Raw genomic sequence first — 22631 nt, 5'->3', positions numbered from 1 at the left:
ATAACTCAACAAAAAAGCTCCGAAAAAAATCGGAGCTTTTTACTTTTATTACTGATACCAGAATTATTGATATCTCTGATGTTCTTTACTTTTTGTAAACCTTTTGGTGATAGGCTTGAATAATGCTTTGTATTTTTCAGCATCAAATAATTGCGAATCTGTAAGGGCTTTATACGTCATCCAAACTCCAAAAGGAAGAAGGATCAGGTTAGGAAGCCACGCTGCAAGATAAGGATTCATTTTCCCGCTCCAGGACATGTTTTCTACCCCAACATTCATTACATAAAAGATAATGAAAATCACAATGGCGATGATTACAGGAAGTCCCATTCCTCCTTTTCTGATGATAGAACCTAAACTTGCTCCAATCAGGAAGAAGATAATACAGGTCACCGAATACGCTACAATCCTTTGCTGATAAATGACAACCTTGCTGAAATATTTTACATTGGAACTGTATTCATTCTTTTTAGACTCCAGTGTAGACTTCAGATTATCCAGCCTGTTGTAAGAGTTGTAAATGATTTCCAGCTTTTTGTCTCCTTTTACCGTATCCAGTTTGATCTGTGTTTTTGGAGCTACTTTATGCTTGTTGCCCTTATCCATATAAGTTACAACGGAATTGGTCTGGTTAAGAACCTCGGAACCGATATTGTCAAAGAACTGCTTATTGTCTTTTTTGTTTTTGTTAATCGTTCCGTCAAGTTGATTATAGGTCTGAAAACGGTAGTCATCCGTGATCTGCTCTTTTTCGATTGCTTTATTAATGATTTCACTGATGTCAAAGTGGGAAACCAATGTATCAAATTTAATAGCCTGATCGGGCTGTTTCTGTCTTACATTATCGCCTTTTCCGGCAAAGGCATCTTCAAAGACATATCCATTATAGAGTACAAGTTTCAGGAAATTTTTATTAGCTGCCGGAACAAACTTTCCTTTTTCTGCTACAACAGATTGTTGATTTTCATAAGCATTGGCTTTTTTATGTACAAAAACCCCTTCAATATTTTCTCCGTTTTCCCCATATATTTTATCAAACTTTACCATATACCCGGGAATCTGATCAATAAACTGTCCTGGAGTAAAGTTGATTGCCGGTTTTGTCTGGGCAATATTGAAAAGCATGTTCTTGGCCTTTTTCTGAAAATCAGGGATAATATTATTGGAGAAGAAAAACAACATAATCGCAAGGGCTGTTGAAATTCCAAGCAGAGGAGTCATTACCCTGGTCAAAGGAATTCCTGCTGCTTTCATTGCAGCAAGTTCATAGCGTTCTCCAAATTCCCCGAATGACATAATACTCGCGAGGAGGATTGTCAGTGGGAGAACCATGCTTATAACGTTTACTCCAAGATAAAAAAGAAGTTTAAGGATTTGCCAGTAGCTTAATCCTTTTCCCATAAATTGCCCTAGCTGAACCCAGATAATGTTTACAATAAAAATGAAAAACAATACGCTGAATATAAAGAAAAACGGTCCAAAGAAGGTTTTTATGATATATCGGTCTAGTATTTTTACCATGCGCCAAAATTAATCAAAAAGCCACAAAGTTTACTTGTGGCTTTTTATATTTTGTTAATTTTTTAACTTAAAAAGCAAATTTGCGTATTTGCCAATTCACTTTCAGCTTTTTAAAGTTCTGTAATTACGTAATTTTTAAACTTATTTTTGTCAAAAACAAACATATTAGGATCCAGCTGCTGATTTTCTTTGTATTCTTTTATCGCAATTACTGCCACATCTTTGTTGTTTCCGTGTTGTTCCAGTTTTACCATTTGCTTTTTCGCAGAATCTACAAAAATATATACGAACTGTATTCCATTTGCTTTTACCGGAGTAAGTTTAATAAAATCAGCATTCACACCATTGACCATCTTTTTACCATTATAAGTTACATTATAATCGTTTCTGTAAGTCGTAAGGTAGTTGATAGGGGAGAACATGGTACCGCTTCCGTTGGGCTTAGCGACTGTTACTTCCATATCATCTGCATTGATATTGTAAATCTTGCTTCCGTCGAAGATCTGTTCTGTATCCATAATCTTCAGTTTGTATTTTTCTCCCGCAACGTAATAAATACCCGGTTCTGTTTTCGTAACCTGCCCGTTAAGGCCGCTTCCAAAAGAAAATTTGAAGTAAGAATTCTTTTTAGAATTGTAGTTGGCTGTAATATCATCCAATATCTTCTTAGCCTTAGCATCAATCTTCTGAGCATTGGCCATACCTACTGCACCTACAACAAAACTTCCTAATATAACTTTTGAAATAATATTTTTCATTTTTTTATTTAATAATCTTTAGACATTTTTAATTTGGAAAGGTTAAATCATTCGATTTTTCCCTTAACTACGCAGATCTTCCAAAAACTGTTCCAAAGAATGAAGATCGCTGATCAGAACCTCTCTTGCTTTAGCTCCGTTAAAGCCTCCAACAATACCGCTGGCTTCAAGCTGATCCATAATTCTTCCTGCTCTGTTATAGCCTAGTTTCAATTGTCTCTGAAGCATTGAGGTAGATCCCTGCTGAGTGGAAACAATAATTCTGGCTGCATCTTCAAAAAGAGCATCTTTTTCGTTCGGGTCAAAAGCACCTACTGTACTTGTAGAGTCTTCAGAAACATATTCAGGAAGTAAGAATGCAGAAGCATATCCTTTCTGTTCTCCGATAAATTCAGCAAGTCTTTCCACTTCTGGTGTATCTACGAAAGCACACTGAAGTCTCAGGATCTCATTTCCGTTGAAATAAAGCATATCTCCTTTACCAATCAGCTGGTCTGCTCCCGGAGAATCAAGAATGGTTCTGGAGTCTACACTGGAGATTACTCTGAAGGCTGCTCTCGCAGGGAAGTTGGCCTTGATCATCCCTGTAATTACGTTTACAGACGGTCTCTGTGTTGCTACAATAAGGTGGATACCTACGGCTCTGGCAAGCTGTGCCAGTCTGGCAATTGGTAATTCAACCTCTTTTCCAGCTGTCATGATCAAATCTGCAAACTCGTCTACTACCAATACGATGTAAGGTAAGAAGCGGTGACCGTTTTCAGGGTTTAACTTTCTTTCTGCAAATTTCTTATTGTATTCTTTTAAGTTTTTACAGAAAGCATTTTTAAGAAGGTCATATCGGGTATCCATTTCAATACACAGAGAGTTCAGGGTATTGATTACTTTATTGGTATCTGTAATGATTGCTTCTTCTGCATCCGGCAGTTTCGCTAAATAATGTCTTTCAATTTTTGAATATAATGAAAGTTCAACTTTTTTAGGGTCTACCATCACGAACTTCAGCTCGCTTGGATGTTTTTTGTAAAGAAGGGAAGTAAGAATGGCATTAATCCCTACAGATTTACCCTGACCTGTTGCTCCGGCCATCAATAAGTGAGGCATCTTTGAAAGATCGGCCATGAAAATTTCATTAGAGATTGTTTTTCCGAAAACCACAGGAAGATCCATATCCGTATTTTGGAATTTCTGAGAAGCAATTACAGAGCGCATAGAAACCATTGTAGGATTTTTTCTTGGTACTTCAATACCAATTGTTCCTTTTCCAGGCATTGGAGCAATAATCCTTATTCCTAAAGCGGAAAGGTTCAATGCGATATCATCCTGCAGTTTTTTAATAGCAGCTACCCGGATTCCTGCTTCCGGTACAATTTCATATAATGTAACAGTAGGACCAATTGTTGCCTTGATCTCTGCAATTCCGACGTTGAAGTTTTTCAGAAGTCCAACGATCTTATTTTTATTTTCTTCTAATTCTTCTTTATTGATGGAAATTTCTTCACTGCCATAGTCCTTCAGCAATTCTACAGGCGGCATTTGGAATTTAGCCAGATCCAGCTTATGATCATACAAACCGTGTTTTTCTACAAGTTCCTGTGATTGCTTCTCAGAATCGTCCAGAATGTCAATTACAGGAGCTACTTCTATATTGAATTTAATATTTTCCTGTGCCGGTGCAGTGTTTACAGCGGAAGATGGAGCAGATGGTCTGATATCAAATGCTTCTTCCGGAGTAGAAACCGGAACAATGGGTTTTGCAGAAAGATTTAAACTTACCGGCTCCGCTTCAAAAGAAGTGTGGTTAGGAGTCGTAATAGTTTCTATATCGGTTGAAACCGGAACTTCTGGAAATCCTTTTGGAATGCTTACAGGTTCTGGTTCTCTCACAGTATTGATTGAATTATTGGAAGTGCTATTGGTAACATCACTTACCGTAACCCGGGATGCAGCTGTTTCTTCAACTTCTTCAGCTTCTTCTTTCAACTCCTCATCTGCCTCGAAATCATCATCAGAATCAGGAATCATAGATTTTACTTTTCCAATAGTATTTTCATTGATCTTATCCAGCTTTGCTTTGATAGAACTTGGACGAAGATTAAATTCAAGAATAAAATATAAAAGAATGCTTGACACTAATACAGTCCATAGGCCTACCGTTCCAATAATAGAATTAAGGTAATCCATAACCTGATATCCATACACTCCTCCTAAAACACCTTGCCCTTTCGTAAGTGCTCCCATAAAAATCGGAAGCCAGCAGATAAAGAATAAAGAGTGCCCGAAGGTTTTCCATGGTTTGAAGATTTTCTTCTTAAGAATCAGTGTGCCGACTACAAGAAATAAAAATGCAATGATGAATGAAGCAATACCAATACTTTCGAAAATGAAAATATTCCCCAGCCAATCACCAGCCTTGCCAAAGATATTGGAAGATTTTATACTCTTGTCCAGCATTGTTCCTGCCTGGCTTTGGTCTGCTTTCCAGTTCATTAAATAAGAAATGAATGAGAATGCAAGAACAACCGATAAAAGTATAAAAGTAAGCCCGGAAAAAATACGCGGCTTAGATAAAATTTTGCCTGCTTCAGGCGATTCAGTCTGTTTTTTTTGTGTCTTTTTATCCATAATATCAATGTCGCAAATTTAATGTTTTTTCAACACTAAAAGAATCTTTTTTCTCCAAAAAATATTTTGGAAATCCCGCTTTTTACAACGATTATTTAAAATTTGATTAAAAAATATTGTTCGCAATTATAAAATAAAAATAGGGCTATTTTTTTTGTTTATGCAAATCTGATGCTGTTAAATAATATTAACTAATCCATATTTACATTTCTTTAAAAAAGATAATAAAATTTCTGATCTAAATATAGAGAAATGAAAAAAATAATAATATTAAAAATTATGATTGATATTATTTAAGATCAGGGGTGTTTTTTGAACTAGTTCAAAGGTCAGGATTTAAAACAACTATAATTTTGTCTCAGAAAATTTCACACATGGAAAACACATTCAAAACTATTCTGACTTTAGGTCTGATATTTATTTCACTGATTACAATGAACGCACAAAAACAAAAAATGGAAAACACCGCATTATTAATTATCGACGTACAAAATGATTATTTCCCCGGAGGAAAAATGACATTGGAAAAGGCTGAGCAGGCTGGAGAAAATACCAAGAGGATTTTAGAATATTTCAGAAAAAATAATCTGACTATCGTTCATATCAAGCATATCTCAACGAATGAAGGAGCCACTTTTTTTCTTCCGGATACGGATGGAGCCAAGATTAATCAGTTGGTTTTACCTAAAGAGGATGAAAAAATAATCACCAAGCATTTTCCCAACAGCTTTAGAGAAACGGATCTCATGGACTATCTTCAGTTAAAGAAAATCAAAAATCTGGTAATTACAGGAATGATGACGGATGTATGTGTAGAAGCAACTACCAGAGCCGCTTTCGACTACGGTTTTCATAATACAATTATCGGAGATGCTACAGCCACCAGAAACAGGGAGCTTAATGGGGAAGTGGTGAAAGCTGCGGAGGTTCAAAGGTCTTTTTTGGCGGGAATATCTGCTCTTGGAAATCTTTATGCCCAAATAGCGAGTGCCAATGCTTTTTTTAACGGAAAATAACTTAACATAACATAGTTTTGTAAAGGTATCAATAATTTGATACCTTTATTTTGCTTAAATAAAACAATGTCCGATTTACTTCTTAAAAATATTAGTCAATATATACTCCTTTCGCAGGAGGATTTTAAACAGTTTGTAAAGCCATTTGAATACAAAAAGTTTAAAAAGAAAGAGGTTGTTCTCAAAAAAGGAGATTATTGTCTTTTTGAAGGATTTGTTCTGAATGGCTGTTTCAAAATCTATTATCTGAATGAAAACGGATTTGAACAGACTTTATATTTTGCGATAGAAGGATGGTGGATCACAGATATCGACAGTCTGATCAATAATGTTCCGAGTATTCTGAATATTGAAGCCCTTGAAGACAGCGATGTATTGATGATTTCCAAAAAAGACAAAGAGCTTTTGTATGAGACCATGCCTCAGATAGAAAAACTTTTCAGGATCATGAACCAAAAGTCTTCAGTAGCATTGCAGAGAAGAATACTTTCATTAACGGGTAAAACGGCAGATAAACGCTATCTTGAATTTCTTGGAAAATATCCGGGACTGGAACAGAAACTTACCCAGCAGCAGGTTGCTTCATATTTGGGGATTACCCATGAATTTTTAAGTAAAATCAGAAAGAAAATATCATTGTAGAAAATGGTTTATTGTTCTTTTTCTTTTCTCGGGTAATATAATTGAAGTTTATTTATTGAAAATCAGCTGTTTATTTGCTAATGTTGTGTTTTTAAATAGAAGAATTCAATCACTGATATAGGTATTATGAATCTGGATTGAAGCGATTTTTAAAATTGAATTTTCCTTAATCTTTCCAGGCTTATTAAGAATCTTTCAAAATAAGCAAAACAGAGGCCAAAGTGACAAAAAACAGCTTTTTTTAAGCTCTTTATGGTTTATCATGCTTATTTTTGCATGTCAAGTACAATAAATCATGAAGAAGCTCCAAGATATTCTTATCTCAACCAGGACAATGGCTGTATTGTTGCTGGTGTACGCATTTGCGATGGCATATGCAACGTTCTTAGAAAACGACTACGGAACTCCTACAGCAAAAGCATTAATTTATGAGGCCAAGTGGTTCGAACTGATCATGGTCCTGCTCATTCTTAATTTCATAGGAAATATCGGAAGATATAGATTATGGAGAAGGGAGAAATGGCCGGTTCTTGTTTTTCACCTTGCCTTTATTTTTATTTTTATCGGTGGTGCCATCACAAGATACATCAGTTTTGAAGGAACTATGCACATCAGAGAAGGTGAAACATCCAACGAAATTGTAACGGATAAAAATTTCTTTAAAATTCAGATTGAAGAAAAAGGTGATGTTCTTAATTATCAGGACGTTCCTTATCTGATGTCACCTTTGAACAAAGATTTCAAAGCAACTTATGACTTCCACGGAAAAGAAGTGAAAGTGTTTGCCAAGGAATACATTCAGAGAAAAAAAGACAGCCTTGTAGCTGAGCCAAACGGTGCAGAATATCTTCATTTGGTATCTACCGGAAATACTGGAAGACAGAATATTTACATCAAACCGGGCGAAACAAAATCGATCAACGGAACTTTGGTGACGTTCAACAGAGCTATTGAAGGAGCGGTTGAATTCAAAAATGAAGGAGGAAAGTTATTCATTAAAACTCCTGTAGATGCAAGCTATATGACCATGGCTACTCAGGCAACGGGAAGTACAGTGAAAAATGAATTCCAGCCTTTGGCATTAAGAAGTTTATATACCATCAACGAACTGAAACTTGTAGTACCTGAAGGTCTTAAAAAAGGAAGACTGATGGCAATTGAAGGAGACAGAAAGAAAGATGCTAATGTTCCGGATATGCTTCAGGTTGAGCTTCAAGGTCCAAAAACAAAGCAGTTGGTAGACCTTTCTGTGGAAAAAGGGAATCCTAATGCATACAAACAGGTTACTATGGACGGATTAAACATCATGGTTGGATTCGGGCCTAAAGTATATAATACTCCTTTTGCCTTGAAATTAGATGACTTCGTGATGGAAACCTATCCTGGAAGTTCATCTCCAAGTGCTTATGAAAGTCATGTGAAAATCATTGACGAAGGCAAAGAAACTCCTTATAAAATCTATATGAACCATGTTCTTAACCATAAAGGATACCGTTTCTTCCAGTCAAGTTTTGATCCGGACAGAATGGGAACAGTTCTTTCTGTAAACCACGATTACTGGGGAACTTTGATTTCTTATATCGGATATGGACTTTTATTCTTTGGAATGTTTGTGATCTTCTTCTGGAAAGGAACTCACTTCTGGAAATTAAATAAAATGCTGATTGATGCAAACAAAAAGAAGACAAAAGCAGCAGCAATACTTTTAGTGTTCCTGAGCTTAGGTTTAAACGCACAGAAAATTGAAACTCACGGAACTACGGACGGAAGCAGAGAACACATTCATGTGGAAGGTGACAATCATACCCACGCTCCGGCTCCATCTGTCCAGCCGCTTGATGGCGCTGCTCCAAAGCAGAACTCTCTGGCTACACCAATGGGGAAAATGAGATCTATTTCGCCGGATGAGATCATTGCAAGAAACAAAATCAGTGAAGAGCATGCCGAAAAATTCGGATACCTTTTGGTGCAAAGTTTTGAAGGAAGAATTGTTCCTATCAATACTGAAGCATTGGATGTTTTAAGAAAACTATACAAGAAAGATAAATTCAAAGGAACAGACGGAAAGTATCTGACTGCCAACCAATGGTTCCTTTCAATCAATACAGATACTCCAAGCTGGACTATGGTTCCTATGATCAAGGTAGGAACGAAAGGAGGTGATGAACTGAAAAATAAAACAAAGGCAGATGAAGAAGGGTATACTTCATTGATGAACCTTTTCCCGGCAGATGCCAATGGTAATCTAACCTATATTTTAGAGCATGATTACAATACTGCATTCCGTAAAAAACCAGCTGAACAAACGAACTATGATAAAGAAGTAATTGCTGTAAACGAAAGAGTACAGATCTTCAATGAGTTCTTCAGCGGTCAGTTTATGAGAATTGTTCCTGTGAAAAATGATGCCAACCACACATGGCATTCATGGTTAGATCAAAAATTCGAACCGGATATGGAATCTCAGCAGGTGATGGGTCCTTATTTTGCTGAAGCGCTTACCGCACAGAAAATCGGAGACTGGAGCAAAGCAGATACAGAGCTGGCAAAGCTTTCAGAATACCAGCAGAAATGGGGTAAGGCAGTAGTTCCTGCAAAATCTAAAGTTGATCTTGAGGTTTTCATGAATAAAGCAGATATTAACTTTAAATTATTGATTTTCTATACTCTTATCGGAGGACTTCTTTTAATCTTAGGATTTGTTGAGCTGTTTAAATCCAATAAAGTTTTAAATAAAATCATTAAAGTAATCATCGCTGTTGGTTTAGTAGGATATCTTTGCCATTTCTTAGGGCTTGTTGCAAGATGGTATATCTCAGGACATGCCCCATGGAGTAACGGATATGAAGCCATTATCTTCATCTCTTGGGTAGGTATTACAGCAGGTTTATTTTTATATAGAAATTCCAATGCATTAATTCCTGCAGCCGGATTCATGGTGGCAGTTATTATGATGGGATTTGCACACGGAGGTTCTGCTCTTGATCCTCAGATCACACCGCTGGTTCCGGTACTGAAGTCTTATTGGTTAATTGTTCACGTAGCCATTATTACATCCAGTTACGGGTTCTTTGCCTTGTCGATGATTATTGCTGTAATCTCATTGATATTCTATATTATATCTAATAAAGAAACTTATAAAATTCACCACGATACTACATTAAAGGAATTGGTAATCGTTTCTGAAATGTCATTAACTATCGGATTGTTTGCTCTGACGGTAGGAAACTTCTTAGGAGGAATCTGGGCAAACGAATCATGGGGAAGATACTGGAGCTGGGACCCGAAAGAAACTTGGGCCTTCATTTCCATCATGGTATATGCCTTTGTATTACACATGAGATTGGTACCAGGATTGAGAAGCAGATGGGCATTCCACATCGCAACAATGTTTGCATTCTGCTCAATGGTAATGACTTATTTTGGGGTAAACTATTACTTAAGCGGACTTCACTCCTATGCAGCAGGAGATCCTGTGCCAGTACCGGCTTGGGTATACATCGGAATAGGAACAATGATTCTTTTATCAGCTGTTTCTTATTTCAAGTTTAAAGCCTTAACGAAGAAATAAAAGATTGAACATATCAATTAAAATCCCGGAATTTATCTTCCGGGATTTTTTTTGCTAATGATTTATACTATTGGAAGTTTTTAATCACAAAAGGTTTGCAATGATCTTTATGGTGTTGATTGATTGTTAGCAAAGGCATTTCACTCAGCAAAATGAAATAGTGTCCTTAGCTAAACGAAGTGCCTTTGCTAACAAAAGTAAAGCACTAATAATAAATTAACTTCGTGAACTTTGCGTTTAGTTAAACACCTCGAATCACGAGCCCGTAAAAAATTCATAATTTATAATTCATAATTCAAAATTTATTACCATCTTTATGATATCAAAATAATATCAAATTAAAATTCAATTATGGAAAAAACATTAAAACCCATGTCAGGTTATATTACATTGGTCATCTGCCTTGCCTTGTTTGTGGCAGCAGTTTACTTTTTTGTTAGTGGTGTGGATCAAAGTATAGCCTATGTGGTTATTGCCATGCTTTGCTTTCTTCTTTCGTGCTTTTTCTTAAAAGGCTTAATGATCATTCAGCCCAACCATTCAAGAGTGCTGAACTTTTTTGGAAAATATGTAGGAAGTGTAAAAGAGAACGGATTATTCTTCATCAATCCTTTGTATTCATCGCAGAAGATATCTTTACGTTCTGAGAATTTACAGGGACAGACTTTGAAGGTAAACGATAAAATGGGAAATCCCATTGAAATTGCGGTGGTCATCGTATGGAAAGTAGGAGATACTTATAAAGCAGCTTTTGATGTAGAACGCTATTCTGATTTTGTAAAAATGCAGAGTGAAGCAGCGGTACGTCATTTGGCCATGAGCTTTCCTTATGATAATTTAGAAGATGATCATGCTCCTATTACTCTGAGAGAAGGTGGGGATAAAATCAATTCTATCTTGGAGCAGGAACTTACAGACCGTCTTTCAAAAGCAGGAATTGTGATTCAGGAGGCAAGGATTTCGCATTTGGCTTATGCTTCGGAAATTGCAGGCGCTATGCTTCAGAGACAGCAGGCAACAGCTATTGTAGCGGCAAGAACCAAGATTGTGGAAGGAGCTGTAGGAATGGTGGACCTTGCGTTGAAAAAGCTTTCAGAAGGCAATATCGTTGAGCTTGATGATGAAAGAAAAGCGGCAATGGTGAGCAATTTAATGGTAGTTCTTTGCGGAGAAAAAGCAGCCACACCGATATTAAATGCAGGAACACTTTACAATTAAGAAGTGAAAAATTAACAAGTAGATTGTACTGCAGATACTTTCTGCACTACAATAGTCAGAAATAATGTTAGAGAATTTTAGAAAATGAAATCAGAAAAAGCTCAGAACTCTTCAGAAAACAAAAGCAAAAAATCTTTTGTAATAAGGATAGATGAGTCTACTTATAAACTCCTTGAAAAGTGGGCCAATGATGACTTCAGAAGTGTGAACGGACAGATAGAATACCTTTTGCATCAGGGTCTGGTCAACGCAGGGAGGAAGAAGAAAGAGTAGTTTAAAAAAGATGAAGTGAGGGGTTATAAACGCTCTTTTCAGGGAATATAGTAGTCAGGAGATCGTACTTCTTCTCTTTTTTAAATTACAGAAAATATAAAAAAGGATTCTTTTTTTAGCTTTTCAATAAATAAATAACAATTCAATTAACCTTATACCAAAAAGAAAGCAGAGAAAATTTCTCTGCTTTTTTATTTTATACAACTTTGAAGACTATCTGCTCCAACGTAGAATATGACGAGCCAAATCAAGCCTTTAATGGTAAAGAAAGCAAGTCCTGCCCATCCCACACGCTTGAACCACTTCTTAAGCTTTGAGTTATTTTCTTGTGAATTTTCCATTGGTGATTATCAAAATGATTACCCTGCAAAGATAAGCATGTTTATAATTAGTCCAAATAAAAAACACATTAAAAATTAAAGTTTTGAGGTTCACATAATATTTTTATCTTTAGAGAGAACGAAAAGTAAGATTTTATGTCAAAAAAAGTAAAGGATTTCGGAATCGAAAAAACGCTGAAAAATTTAGGTATTAAAGAAGAGAACAAAGGTACCTCAACAGGCGGGAAATATTTCGCTTCAGGAAAGGTGATAGAAAGCATTTCTCCTGTGGACGGAAAGTTGATCGCTAAAGTAAAAACTTCCGGAGAAAGTGATTATGACAAAGTAATTGAAACTGCTCAAAAGGCATTTCAGGAATTCAGACTGATCCCGGCTCCCAAAAGAGGAGAGATCGTAAGACAGCTGGGCTTAAAATTAAGAGAATATAAAGATGATCTTGGTAAACTTGTTTCTTACGAAATGGGTAAATCATTACAGGAAGGGCTTGGAGAAGTTCAGGAGATGATTGACATCTGCGACTTCGCTGTAGGACTTTCAAGACAGCTTCAGGGGTACACTATGCACTCTGAAAGACCTGGTCACAGAATGTATGAGCAATACCATCCGCTGGGAGTTGTAGGAATCATTACTGCATTCAACTTCCCGGTAGCTGTTTGGTCTTGGAATACAGCATTGGCTTGGATCTGTGGTAACGTTACCATCTGGAAGCCATCTGAAAAAACACCACTTTGTGCTATCGCATGCCAGAATATCATGATGGAGGTTATAAAGGAAAATAATCTTCCTGAAGGACTTTCAAGTGTATTGGTATCAGACCACGAAATCGGACAGAAATTAGTAGATGATAAAAGAGTTGCCCTTGTTTCTTTCACAGGATCTACAAGAGTAGGAAGAATGGTTTCTTCTAAAGTGGCAGAAAGATTCGGGAAATCTATCCTTGAATTAGGCGGAAATAACGCAATTATCATTACAAAAGAAGCTGATATTGATATGTCTATCATTGGAGCTGTTTTCGGAGCGGTAGGAACTGCAGGTCAGAGATGCACTTCAACAAGAAGACTGATTATCCATGAAAGTGTTTACAATGAAGTGAAAACAAGATTAACAAAAGCTTACGGGCAGCTGAAAATCGGAAATCCATTGGATGAGAACAACCATGTAGGTCCTCTGATTGATACTGATGCTGTAAACCAATACGAAGAAGCCATCAAGAAATGTAAAAAAGAAGGTGGGAAATTCGTTGTTGAAGGCGGAGTTTTAACCGGAAAAGAGTACGAATCCGGATGCTACGTGAAGCCATGTGTTGCAGAAGTGAAAAACTCTTATGAGATCGTTCAGCATGAAACATTTGCACCGATCCTATATCTGATTAAATATAAAACACTGGAAGAAGCTATCGCTATTCAGAATGATGTTCCACAAGGACTATCTTCAGCGATTATGACCCAGAACTTAAGAGAAGCAGAATTATTCCTTTCTCATGCAGGTTCAGACTGTGGTATTGCCAACGTAAATATCGGAACTTCGGGTGCTGAAATTGGTGGAGCTTTCGGTGGTGAAAAAGAAACCGGAGGAGGAAGAGAGTCTGGATCTGATGCTTGGAAGTACTATATGAGAAGACAAACCAATACTATCAATTATACTGCTCAACTTCCTTTGGCACAAGGCATTAAATTCGATTTATAAAAGCTTTACTTAAAGCATTCAAAAAACAAAAAAAATAATAACCTGAATGATCAAATGCTTCATTCTTTGAGTCATTTGATCATTCACTTATTAAATCACACTACAAATTTATTATGGAACAGACATTAGATATAAAAGCAAATAAAGTAAAAGAAACTGTAGGAAAACATGTGTTGGCAGACGGTTTCGATTTTGTGATGGATATTGAAAGATCACACGGATCATGGCTTTATGATAAACTTACAGACAGAGAATATCTGGATATGTTTTCTATGTTCGCATCAGCATCCATCGGATACAATCACCCTTATCTTTTAGAAAGATCAGAATGGTTGGGAAGAATGGCTGTGAACAAACCTACTTTGGCTGACGTGTACTCGGAAGAATATGCTCATTTCCTTGAAGTATTTGAAAGAGTAGTTATTCCTGAAGAATTACAATATGCTTTCTTTATCGAAGGCGGAACTATGGGGGTTGAAAATGCAATGAAAGCATGTTTCGACTGGAAAACCCGTAAAAACTTTGCAAAAGGAATAGAAACAGAAGCTGGAATCTGTATCCACTTCAAACAGGCTTTCCATGGAAGAAGCGGTTATACCTTGAGCTTAACCAATACTTCTGACCCAAGAAAGTACCAATATTTCCCAATGTTCAACTGGCCGAGAATTTTAAATCCAAAATTAAAGTTCCCGATTACAGAAGAAAACCTTGAAGAAACAATCAAAAATGAAAACCTTGCTTTACTTCAGATTGAAGAGGCTATTCTGATGCACCCTGATAAAGTGGCATGTATCATCATAGAACCTATTCAGGCAGAAGGAGGTGACAACCATTTCAGAGACGAATTCCTGTTGGGATTAAGAAGAATCTGTGATGACAACGAAATCTTACTTATTTTTGATGAAGTTCAGACAGGTATTGCCATTACAGGGAAAATGTGGGCATTCCAGCACTTTACAGCAAAACCGGACATCATTTCTTTCGGTAAAAAAGCACAGGTTTGTGGTGTTTTGGCCAATAAAGAAAAGTTTGATGAAGTTCCGAATAACGTTTTCAGAGAAAGCTCAAGAATCAATTCTACATTTGGAGGAAACTTTATTGATATGCTTCGTTTCCAGCTGGTAATGGAAGTGATCGAAAAAGAAAACCTTGTGGAGAATGCAAGAGTAGTTGGCGATTTCTTATTGGAAAGCCTGAAAGCCCTTGCTGAAAAATATCCTGAAAAAATTTCAAATGCAAGAGGAAGAGGCCTGATGTGTGCTGTTGATCTGCCATCCGCAGAACAGAGAAATCACCTGATGAATGAGCTTTTCAATGATGGATTAATAATTCTTCCATGTGGAGATCAGTCTCTTCGTTTCAGACCTCATTTGAATGTGACAAAGGAAGAAATTCAACTTGCACTAGACAAAATTGAAAGCAATATTAATAAAATTTAAAACCCGGGATTTGTAATTTAAAAAAAAACATCGTATATTTAGATACTCAAACAATTAGAATATGGAAAGAAGTACGAGAGTATCAGTTTATGAAAGTGATAACCCTTCTGAAATTCAGTTGGTTAAGTCTAAATTGGATGATGCGCAAATTACAAATACTGTTGAAAATAACTATCTTACGTTTACCACAACCCCAACAGCAACTTCGCTGAAAGTAATGGTAGATCTGGAAGAAGAAAAAAAAGCATTTGAAATTATTGATGCTTACCTTCAACAAAGTGAAAATCAATAAACAATTTCATAATTTTAAATTTTACTACTTCGAACCGAAAATTAATTAAGATTAATTTTCGGTTTTTTAATTAACTACAAACCATTAAAAAATTATTCTTGCAATTATTAGTTATTCTAATTTTTTAATCATTCAATCTTTTAATTTTTAAATCAAATGTTACACATGAACCCGGAGATCAAAATAAGACAATCGCAAATTGAAGACAGAAACAGGATTTGGGAAATTATCCAGCAATCTATTGAAAGAAGAAGACAAGACGGAAGTACCCAATGGCAGAACGGATATCCTAATTTGGGGACTGTAGAAAGTGATATTGCTAAAGGTTTCGGACATGTTTTGACCGTAGACGGAGAAATTGCAGTATATGGAGCTTTGATTCTGAATGATGAGCCAGCGTACAGCACCATTGAAGGAGCTTGGCTGAGTGATGGGGAATTCGTAGTCGTTCATAGAGTGGCTGTAGATGAAAAATTTGCAGGACAGGGAATGGTGAAAAAATTTTTTGATCATATCGAAGAATTCACCAAATCCCATGACATTCAAAGTATTAAAGTAGATACCAACCATGATAATATTGCCATGTTGAAAATCCTTGAAGGCAGAGGGTATTCCTATTGTGGAGAGGTTCTTTTAAGAGATGGCATGAGAAAAGCTTTTGAGAAGATTATAATTTAAGTAAAAAGTTAAATCATCTTTCATTGAATTTTTAAACCGGCCTGTATTTATAAACTCTATCGGGTTTGTTCGTTTGGTTCTGAACTAATTTTTACTTTTGTTCAAATTTTTATATATGCACCAGAGTATAGAAATTGATGAGAAAATTTTTCAGGATGCCGTAAGATTTTATGGCACCGTGTTCAGCTTACCCCCTTTAGCATCGAAAATCTATTCCTACCTTCTTTTTGACTATGAGAAAGTAGGAATTACTTTTGACGAATTTGTTGAAGTGCTCTCCGCGAGCAAAAGCTCCGTTTCTACCAGTATTTCATTATTGTTAAATGCTCAGCTTATTGTTGATCATAACAAAATGGATGAGCGGAAGCGGTATTTTTTCATCAATGATGAATACAAAAAAATACGATTCGAGAAAATTGTCCAGAAAATGCAGGACGAAATGAAACTATTAGATGATTTAAACAATTTTAAAAAAAGTAAAGACGATGGATACAATGAAAGAATAGAAGTTTACAAAGCACTCTTAAACAAAAACATAGAAAATATTCAGGAATCTCTTAATAAACTATAAAATGAATAATAAGCTAGTTATACTTTCCATTGCAGCGCTTTCACTGACTGCCTGCAAAAAAGAAGCTCCGAAACAGGATGGTGCCAAACCGTATCCTGTTATTTCCGTGGAGTCAAAAAATATAGTGGGTTATCAGATGTTTCCGGCTACCATCCAGGGTAGGGTAAACAATGATGTACGTGCAAAAATACAGGGATATATTACCCAGGTATTGGTAGATGAAGGACAATATGTTACAAAAGGACAGCCTTTGTTCCGTTTGGAAACCAATATTCTGAACGAAAATGCGGCCGCTTCCAAAGCAGGAATCGGTGCTGCTGAATCCAGTATTGCAGCTGCTCAGGCTTCTGTAAATGCTGCTCAGGTTGAAGTAAACAAACTAAAACCTCTGGTTCAGAAAAACATCATCAGTAATGTACAGCTACAGACTGCTCAGGCTCAGCTGGCTCAGGCCCAGGCTCAGTTACAGCAGGCCAATGCTTCCAAAAGACAGGCACAAGCCAATTATAAAGGAGTAGAAGCCAATATCGAATATTCTATCATTCGTGCTCCTATTTCAGGGGTGATCGGAAGACTGCCGTTAAAAGTAGGAAGTTTGGTAGGACCGTCTGATCAGACAGCTCTGACAACGATTTCTGATACTTCTGAGATCTTTGCTTACTTTGCAATGAATGAAAAAGAATATTTTGATTTTCTTGAAAAATCTCCGGGAGCTTCTATGCCTGAAAAAATCAAAAACTTACCAATGGTTGAGCTTCAGCTGGCTAATGGAAGTCTTTATCCTGAAAAAGGAAAAATTGAAGCCATTACCGGTCAGATTGATCCTACAACAGGGACTATTCAGTTCAGAGTTGCTTTCTCGAATGCTCAGAAATTATTAAGTAATGGTAATAGCGGAACCATCAGATTCCCTCAGCAATATGATAATGTTCTTGTAGTTCCTGAAAGTGCGACCTATGAACAGCAAGGTATTGTTTACGTATATAAAGTAGAAAAAGGAGATACTGCCAGAAACGTTGTTGTAAATGTGATTGACAGAATTGACAATTTAGCGCTTATCAAATCTGGAGTTAATAAAGGTGAAAAAGTTATTGCAGCTGGTATCGGAGGTTTGAAACCGGGAACAGCAGTAAAACCGAAACCAATCAAAATGGATAGTCTTGTTCAATCAATAAAACCGAAATTCTAATGATAAAAAACTTTATTAACAGACCGGTTTTATCTACTGTAATCTCAATCTTGATTGTGATTCTCGGTGTGTTGGGACTGATCTCGTTACCGGTTACGCAGTATCCGGATATTGCACCGCCTACGGTAAGTGTTTCCGCAAACTATACGGGAGCCAATGCTGAGACGGTGATGAAAAGTGTAGTAGTGCCTTTGGAAGAACAGATCAACGGGGTGGAAGGTATGGATTATATCACTTCCAGTGCCGGAAACGACGGTTCTGCTCAGATCCAGGTTTTCTTCAAACAAGGAATAGATCCGGATATTGCAGCGGTAAACGTACAGAACCGTGTGGCCAGAGCGACACCTCTTTTGCCGTCTGAAGTAACCCGTTCAGGGGTTGTAACCCAGAAGCAGCAAACCAGTGCCCTGATGTATATGTCTTTCTATTCTGAAAATAAAGATCTTGATGACGTATACCTTCAGAACTTTTTGAATATTAATATTATTCCAAACCTGAAAAGGGTAAATGGTGTAGGGGATGCCAACGTTTTCGGTGGTAAAAATTACTCCATGAGAATCTGGCTGGATCCTGCAAAAATGGCTGCCTACAGCGTAACTCCTACCGATGTTACCAATGCCATCAATGAGCAGAGTAGAGAAGCAGCAGCAGGTTCTATTGGTCAGAACAGCGGTAGTTCTTTTGAATATATCATCAAATACGTAGGTAAATTCAACGATAAAGAACAATACGATAATATTATCATCAAATCTCTTGCAAACGGACAAAACCTGATGCTGAAAGACGTTGCTAAGGTAGAACTGGCAGGTCAGTCTTACACAGGAATCGGGGAAAACGGAAACAATCCTTCCATCAGTATGGGGATCTTCCAGACTCCGGGATCCAACGCACAGGAGATTATTAAAAATATCAAAGCCTATCTGAAATCAGCCGAGGGAACTTTTCCAAAAGGTGTAAAATATACTTTCAACTTTGATACCAACGAATTCCTGGAAGCTTCTATTGAAAAGGTAGTACACACCCTGATTGAAGCCTTCATTCTGGTATTTATTGTAGTATATATTTTCCTACAGGATTTCAGATCTACCCTGATTCCGGCCATCGCGGTTCCGGTATCTATTGTAGGGGCGTTCTTCTTCCTGAATCTTTTCGGATATTCATTAAACCTCTTAACCTTATTTGCATTGGTGCTGGCGATTGGTATTGTAGTGGATGACGCCATCGTCGTCGTCGAGGCCGTTCACGCGAAGATGGAACATGGTATTTCAGATGCTAAAAAAGCAACGGTAGAAGCAATGGATGAGATTACAGGGGCTATTATCTCTATTACTTTGGTAATGGCAGCAGTATTTATCCCGGTAACGTTCATTACAGGACCTACAGGGGTATTCTACCAGCAGTTTGGTATTACGCTGATTATAGCAATTATCATTTCTGCTATTAATGCATTAACGCTGAGTCCGGTTTTATGTTCATTATTCCTAAAACCTCACGCAGAGCATCATAAAGAGTATAAAAATTTAAATCTGTTACAGAAGTTTTTCTATAAGTTTAATATCGCTTTTAAAACAACTACTGAACGTTACGGAAGAGGATTTGTATTCCTGTTAAGACATAAATGGGTAACCCTGATTATTTTTGCTGTTACCGGAGGTATCTTATTCTGGGCAAGCAGCAGTATGAAAAAAGGATTTGTACCTACAGAAGACAGAGGGATTATCTTTACCGATGTTCAGCTTCCTCCGGGAGCTTCTATGGAAAGAACTTACAACGCATTGAAAACACTTCAGGCTAAAGCATTGAAAGTTCCGGGAGTGCAGAATGTAACGATTTCTACGGGAAGAGGGTTCTTATCCGGAAACGGAAGTAACAACGGTCTTGCCTTTGTTAAGCTAAAACCATTTGAAGAAAGAAAAAAAGACGGACAGACTTCTGAAGATATCACCAAAAAATTATTTGGAATTGTAGGAGCTGTTCCTGATGCTAAAGTTGTATTCTTCCAACCGCCAAGTGTACCTGGATTTGGTAACAGTGCAGGTTTTGAAATGGTATTGCTGGATAAATCAGGGGGAGAATATGCTGATCTGGATAATAAAACCAATGAATTTATCGGTAAGCTGATGGAGAGACCGGAAATTCAGTTTGCGCAGACTTCATTCAATACTAAATATCCTCAGTATCAGATGGAGATTAATGTTCCTTTGAGCAAACAGCTTGGAGTTTCTGTAAATGACATTCTGTCTACCATGCAGGGATATATTGGTGGTATTTATACTGCCGACTTTACCAAGTATGGAAAACAGTTCAGAGTGATGGTTCAGGCTCTTCCTGAAAACAGAAAAAATATCGAAAACCTGAACCAGCTTTATGTCAGAACAGGATCAGGCATCATGTCTCCGATTTCACAGTTTGTAACATTGACAAAAGCATACGGACCACAATCTGTTAGCCGTTATAACCTGTTTACTTCAGTGAAGGTGACAGGAGCAAACTCAGACGGATACAGTTCCGGGGATGCAATTGCAGCGGTACAGCAGGTAGCTAATGAAACTCTGAATCAAAACTATGCAGTAGAATTTACAGGGTTGACCAGAGAAGAATTAAATTCAGGATCTCAGACGCTTTTGATTTTCGGGCTAAGTTTGATCTTCGTTTACTTCATCCTTTCTGCACAGTATGAGAGTTATATTCTTCCGCTGATCGTTATTATTTCTCTTCCTCTTGGGGTAATGGGAGCCTATTTCGGACAGAAGATTATGGGATTGGAAAATAATATTTACTTCCAGATTGCCCTGATCATGCTCGTGGGATTATTGGCGAAAAATGCGATCCTTATTGTTGAATTTGCTGTTCAGAGAAGACATCATGGTGAAACCATTGTAATGTCAGCCATCAATGCAGCGAAAGCCAGAGTAAGACCTATTCTAATGACATCATTCGCCTTTATCTTCGGTTTATTACCGTTAGTGCTGGCAAGTGGAATTGGTGCAGTAGGTAACAGATCTATTGCTACTGGTGCGGCAATCGGGCTATTGATAGGAACTATTTTGGGATTATTTGTAATTCCGGTTCTGTATGTGATCTTTGAAACACTGCAGGAAAAAATTAAACCTATCAAAAAAGAAGAGATCAATTTAGCAGAATAAAATTAAAAATTTGAGGTAGTGGAAGTTAGTCATTCATCTAGCTTCCAACCTCTTATTTCTAACTTCTAATTTTACATAATGAAGAGTTTATTAAACATCATAAAAGGAATCACTTTTTCAGTTTTCATACTCGGGGCCATTTCATCTTGTATGGCAAGAAAAGAATATGAAAGACCGAAGAACGTTGTGGACGAAAAGCTTTTCCGTACGGATATGCTTCCTTCTGACAGTACCAGTATCGCAGATATTTCATGGAAAGAGATATTTACAGATCCAATATTGCAGGGGCATATTTCTAAAGCACTGGCAAACAACCTTGATATCAGAATCGCTTTAGAGAGCATTAATTCTGCAGAAGCATATCTTAAACAAAGCAAAGCTGCTTATCAGCCGACACTTTCTATTGGGCCCAACTATACTTTTCAGACCCAGTCTATCAACACCCAGTTTGGGCAGATCATTGGAGAAAGACGTTATGTAAACCAGTTTGACATTACGGCGAGTATTGGATGGGAAGCAGATATCTGGGGGAAATTAAGAGCACAGGAAAAAGCACAGCTGGCTACCTATTTAGGAACTGTTGCTGCTCATAAGGCGGTAAAAAGCAGTCTGGTATCTTCCATCGCTTCTGCTTACTATCAATTGTTAACTTTTGATGCGCAGAAGAGGATTATTACAGAAACCATTGCGGTAAGAGAGAAAAACCTGGAAGCTACAAAGGCTTTAAAAATTTCAGGAACAGTTACAGAAGTTGCGGTACAGCAGAGTGAGGCTCTTGTGTTCAACGCAAAATCATTACTGATTGATATTGATACACAGATCCAGCTTCTTGAAAATACCATGAGTCTTTTAATGGGAGAACCTTCTCATTCTATTGAAAGATCTACATTAGAAGGACAGAACCTTCCGATTGATTTAAAATTGGGATACCCAACTCAGCTGTTGGCTAACCGTCCGGATGTAATGAGAGCAGAATACAGCTTAATGAATGCTTTTGAACTGACAAATTCTGCCAAAGCTCAGTTTTACCCAACTTTAAAATTGACAGGAAGCGGAGGACTTCAGTCTGTGGATATTGATCACTTATTCAGTGTAAATTCATTATTTGCGAATGTAGTAGCAGGCCTGGCTCAGCCGATTCTAAATAAAAGACAGATCAAGACCAACTATGATGTAAGTCTTGCCAATCAGGAAACGGCTTATTTAAACTTCAGAAAAACAGTTCTTACTGCTGGAAAAGAAGTTTCGGATGCCATCAGAGTCTTCTCTGTACAGGATTCATTTATTGAATTAAAACAAAAAGAACTGGATGCCTATAAAAAATCGGTTGACTATTCTCAGGAATTGGTGAACTACGGTATGGCCAACTATCTTGAAGTATTGAATGCAAGCGTAAATTCATTGAATGCAGAGTTGAACATCTCAAATGCAAGATACAGTAAAATGAAAGCTGCTGTAGAGCTTTATCAGGCTTTAGGCGGAGGCTGGAAGTAAGCGTATTTTGTAATCTAATATCATAAAAACGTATGTCAGTAATGGCATACGTTTTTTCATATAGATAGATGTTTAAAGGTTATTGCATGTAATTATTGATCATGCTAAAACTATTTAATAGGTAAAATCAATTTGTATATATGTATTCAACTACGTAGTTTTATACTTTAA

Annotated in this window: 16 protein-coding genes; 13 read left to right on the top strand and 3 right to left on the bottom strand. The window is 37.0% G+C overall.

Annotated elements, in window-relative coordinates:
• Positions 1-63: 63 nt before the first annotated feature.
• The 3 genes from ACTJIP_RS14020 to ACTJIP_RS14010 form a co-directional block, all read right to left on the bottom strand.
• A complete protein-coding gene (locus ACTJIP_RS14020) occupies positions 64-1521 on the bottom strand; it encodes an LptF/LptG family permease (protein ID WP_077417757.1) in 1458 nt (485 codons plus the stop codon).
• A gap of 110 nt (positions 1522-1631) precedes the next feature.
• Positions 1632-2279 (bottom strand): LolA family protein, encoded by a 648-nt coding sequence (locus ACTJIP_RS14015; RefSeq protein WP_219072635.1) that lies wholly within the window; start codon positions 2277-2279, stop codon positions 1632-1634.
• A gap of 63 nt (positions 2280-2342) precedes the next feature.
• The gene (locus ACTJIP_RS14010) at positions 2343-4904 is read right to left on the bottom strand and encodes an FtsK/SpoIIIE family DNA translocase (protein ID WP_077417753.1); all 2562 of its coding nucleotides are present in this window, start codon (positions 4902-4904) and stop codon (positions 2343-2345) included.
• A gap of 374 nt (positions 4905-5278) precedes the next feature.
• On the opposite strand from ACTJIP_RS14010, the gene ACTJIP_RS14005 reads away from it, so the two are divergent.
• The 13 genes from ACTJIP_RS14005 (at position 5279) to ACTJIP_RS13945 (ending at position 22460) form a co-directional block, all read left to right on the top strand.
• Positions 5279-5920, top strand: a complete 642-nt coding sequence (locus ACTJIP_RS14005; protein ID WP_440704730.1) for a cysteine hydrolase family protein — start codon at positions 5279-5281, stop codon at positions 5918-5920.
• 66 nt (positions 5921-5986) lie between these two features.
• Positions 5987-6562, top strand: coding sequence for a Crp/Fnr family transcriptional regulator (locus ACTJIP_RS14000; RefSeq protein ID WP_077417749.1), 576 nt, complete (start codon positions 5987-5989; stop codon positions 6560-6562).
• Positions 6563-6857: 295 nt separating this feature from the next.
• On the top strand, positions 6858-10133 hold the full coding sequence (gene ccsA, locus ACTJIP_RS13995) for a cytochrome c biogenesis protein CcsA (protein ID WP_440704729.1): 3276 nt from the start codon (positions 6858-6860) through the stop codon (positions 10131-10133).
• A gap of 351 nt (positions 10134-10484) precedes the next feature.
• The gene (locus tag ACTJIP_RS13990; protein WP_440704728.1) at positions 10485-11351 is read left to right on the top strand and encodes an SPFH domain-containing protein; all 867 of its coding nucleotides are present in this window, start codon (positions 10485-10487) and stop codon (positions 11349-11351) included.
• Between the two features lie 84 nt (positions 11352-11435).
• Positions 11436-11624 carry a hypothetical protein gene (locus ACTJIP_RS13985; RefSeq protein ID WP_047384775.1) on the top strand — a complete coding sequence of 63 codons (189 nt, stop codon included), beginning with the start codon at positions 11436-11438 and terminating at the stop codon, positions 11622-11624.
• A gap of 476 nt (positions 11625-12100) precedes the next feature.
• Positions 12101-13651, top strand: a complete 1551-nt coding sequence (gene amaB, locus ACTJIP_RS13980; protein ID WP_047384777.1) for an L-piperidine-6-carboxylate dehydrogenase — start codon at positions 12101-12103, stop codon at positions 13649-13651.
• Positions 13652-13764: 113 nt separating this feature from the next.
• The gene (gene lat, locus ACTJIP_RS13975) at positions 13765-15090 is read left to right on the top strand and encodes an L-lysine 6-transaminase (protein ID WP_077417743.1); all 1326 of its coding nucleotides are present in this window, start codon (positions 13765-13767) and stop codon (positions 15088-15090) included.
• Positions 15091-15151: 61 nt separating this feature from the next.
• A complete protein-coding gene (locus ACTJIP_RS13970) occupies positions 15152-15382 on the top strand; it encodes a DUF2007 domain-containing protein (RefSeq protein WP_047422808.1) in 231 nt (76 codons plus the stop codon).
• A gap of 165 nt (positions 15383-15547) precedes the next feature.
• The gene (locus ACTJIP_RS13965) at positions 15548-16060 is read left to right on the top strand and encodes an N-acetyltransferase family protein (protein ID WP_440704774.1); all 513 of its coding nucleotides are present in this window, start codon (positions 15548-15550) and stop codon (positions 16058-16060) included.
• Between the two features lie 115 nt (positions 16061-16175).
• On the top strand, positions 16176-16631 hold the full coding sequence (locus tag ACTJIP_RS13960; protein WP_047384788.1) for a hypothetical protein: 456 nt from the start codon (positions 16176-16178) through the stop codon (positions 16629-16631).
• Between the two features lies 1 nt (position 16632).
• On the top strand, positions 16633-17820 hold the full coding sequence (locus ACTJIP_RS13955; protein WP_077417742.1) for an efflux RND transporter periplasmic adaptor subunit: 1188 nt from the start codon (positions 16633-16635) through the stop codon (positions 17818-17820).
• Positions 17820-20966 carry an efflux RND transporter permease subunit gene (locus tag ACTJIP_RS13950; protein ID WP_077417740.1) on the top strand — a complete coding sequence of 1049 codons (3147 nt, stop codon included), beginning with the start codon at positions 17820-17822 and terminating at the stop codon, positions 20964-20966. The genes ACTJIP_RS13955 and ACTJIP_RS13950 overlap by 1 nt, the downstream gene beginning before the upstream one ends.
• Before the next feature lie 78 nt (positions 20967-21044).
• Positions 21045-22460, top strand: coding sequence for an efflux transporter outer membrane subunit (locus ACTJIP_RS13945; protein ID WP_052198577.1), 1416 nt, complete (start codon positions 21045-21047; stop codon positions 22458-22460).
• The last annotated feature ends 171 nt before the right edge of the window (positions 22461-22631 follow it).

This window comes from Chryseobacterium sp. 22543 (assembly GCF_052044565.1).
GTDB lineage: Bacteria > Bacteroidota > Bacteroidia > Flavobacteriales > Weeksellaceae > Chryseobacterium.
Note: the sequence above shows the minus strand (reverse complement) of the source record. Positions and strands in the feature narration are given on the sequence as shown.

Excerpts from the sequence above, each read along its gene's own strand:
- ACTJIP_RS13990 (WP_440704728.1), top strand. The coding sequence starts at position 10,485 with ATGGAAAAAACATTAAAACCCATGTCAGGTTATATTACATTGGTCATC.
- ACTJIP_RS13960 (WP_047384788.1), top strand. The coding sequence starts at position 16,176 with ATGCACCAGAGTATAGAAATTGATGAGAAAATTTTTCAGGATGCCGTA.
- ACTJIP_RS13955 (WP_077417742.1), top strand. The coding sequence starts at position 16,633 with ATGAATAATAAGCTAGTTATACTTTCCATTGCAGCGCTTTCACTGACT.
- ACTJIP_RS13950 (WP_077417740.1), top strand. The coding sequence starts at position 17,820 with ATGATAAAAAACTTTATTAACAGACCGGTTTTATCTACTGTAATCTCA.
- amaB (WP_047384777.1), top strand. The coding sequence starts at position 12,101 with ATGTCAAAAAAAGTAAAGGATTTCGGAATCGAAAAAACGCTGAAAAAT.
- ACTJIP_RS13985 (WP_047384775.1), top strand. The coding sequence starts at position 11,436 with ATGAAATCAGAAAAAGCTCAGAACTCTTCAGAAAACAAAAGCAAAAAA.
- ACTJIP_RS14010 (WP_077417753.1), bottom strand. The coding sequence starts at position 4,904 with ATGGATAAAAAGACACAAAAAAAACAGACTGAATCGCCTGAAGCAGGC.
- ACTJIP_RS13970 (WP_047422808.1), top strand. The coding sequence starts at position 15,152 with ATGGAAAGAAGTACGAGAGTATCAGTTTATGAAAGTGATAACCCTTCT.
- ACTJIP_RS14015 (WP_219072635.1), bottom strand. The coding sequence starts at position 2,279 with ATGAAAAATATTATTTCAAAAGTTATATTAGGAAGTTTTGTTGTAGGT.
- ACTJIP_RS14005 (WP_440704730.1), top strand. The coding sequence starts at position 5,279 with ATGGAAAACACATTCAAAACTATTCTGACTTTAGGTCTGATATTTATT.
- ACTJIP_RS14000 (WP_077417749.1), top strand. The coding sequence starts at position 5,987 with ATGTCCGATTTACTTCTTAAAAATATTAGTCAATATATACTCCTTTCG.
- ACTJIP_RS13945 (WP_052198577.1), top strand. The coding sequence starts at position 21,045 with ATGAAGAGTTTATTAAACATCATAAAAGGAATCACTTTTTCAGTTTTC.
- ccsA (WP_440704729.1), top strand. The coding sequence starts at position 6,858 with ATGAAGAAGCTCCAAGATATTCTTATCTCAACCAGGACAATGGCTGTA.
- ACTJIP_RS14020 (WP_077417757.1), bottom strand. The coding sequence starts at position 1,521 with ATGGTAAAAATACTAGACCGATATATCATAAAAACCTTCTTTGGACCG.
- ACTJIP_RS13965 (WP_440704774.1), top strand. The coding sequence starts at position 15,548 with ATGAACCCGGAGATCAAAATAAGACAATCGCAAATTGAAGACAGAAAC.
- lat (WP_077417743.1), top strand. The coding sequence starts at position 13,765 with ATGGAACAGACATTAGATATAAAAGCAAATAAAGTAAAAGAAACTGTA.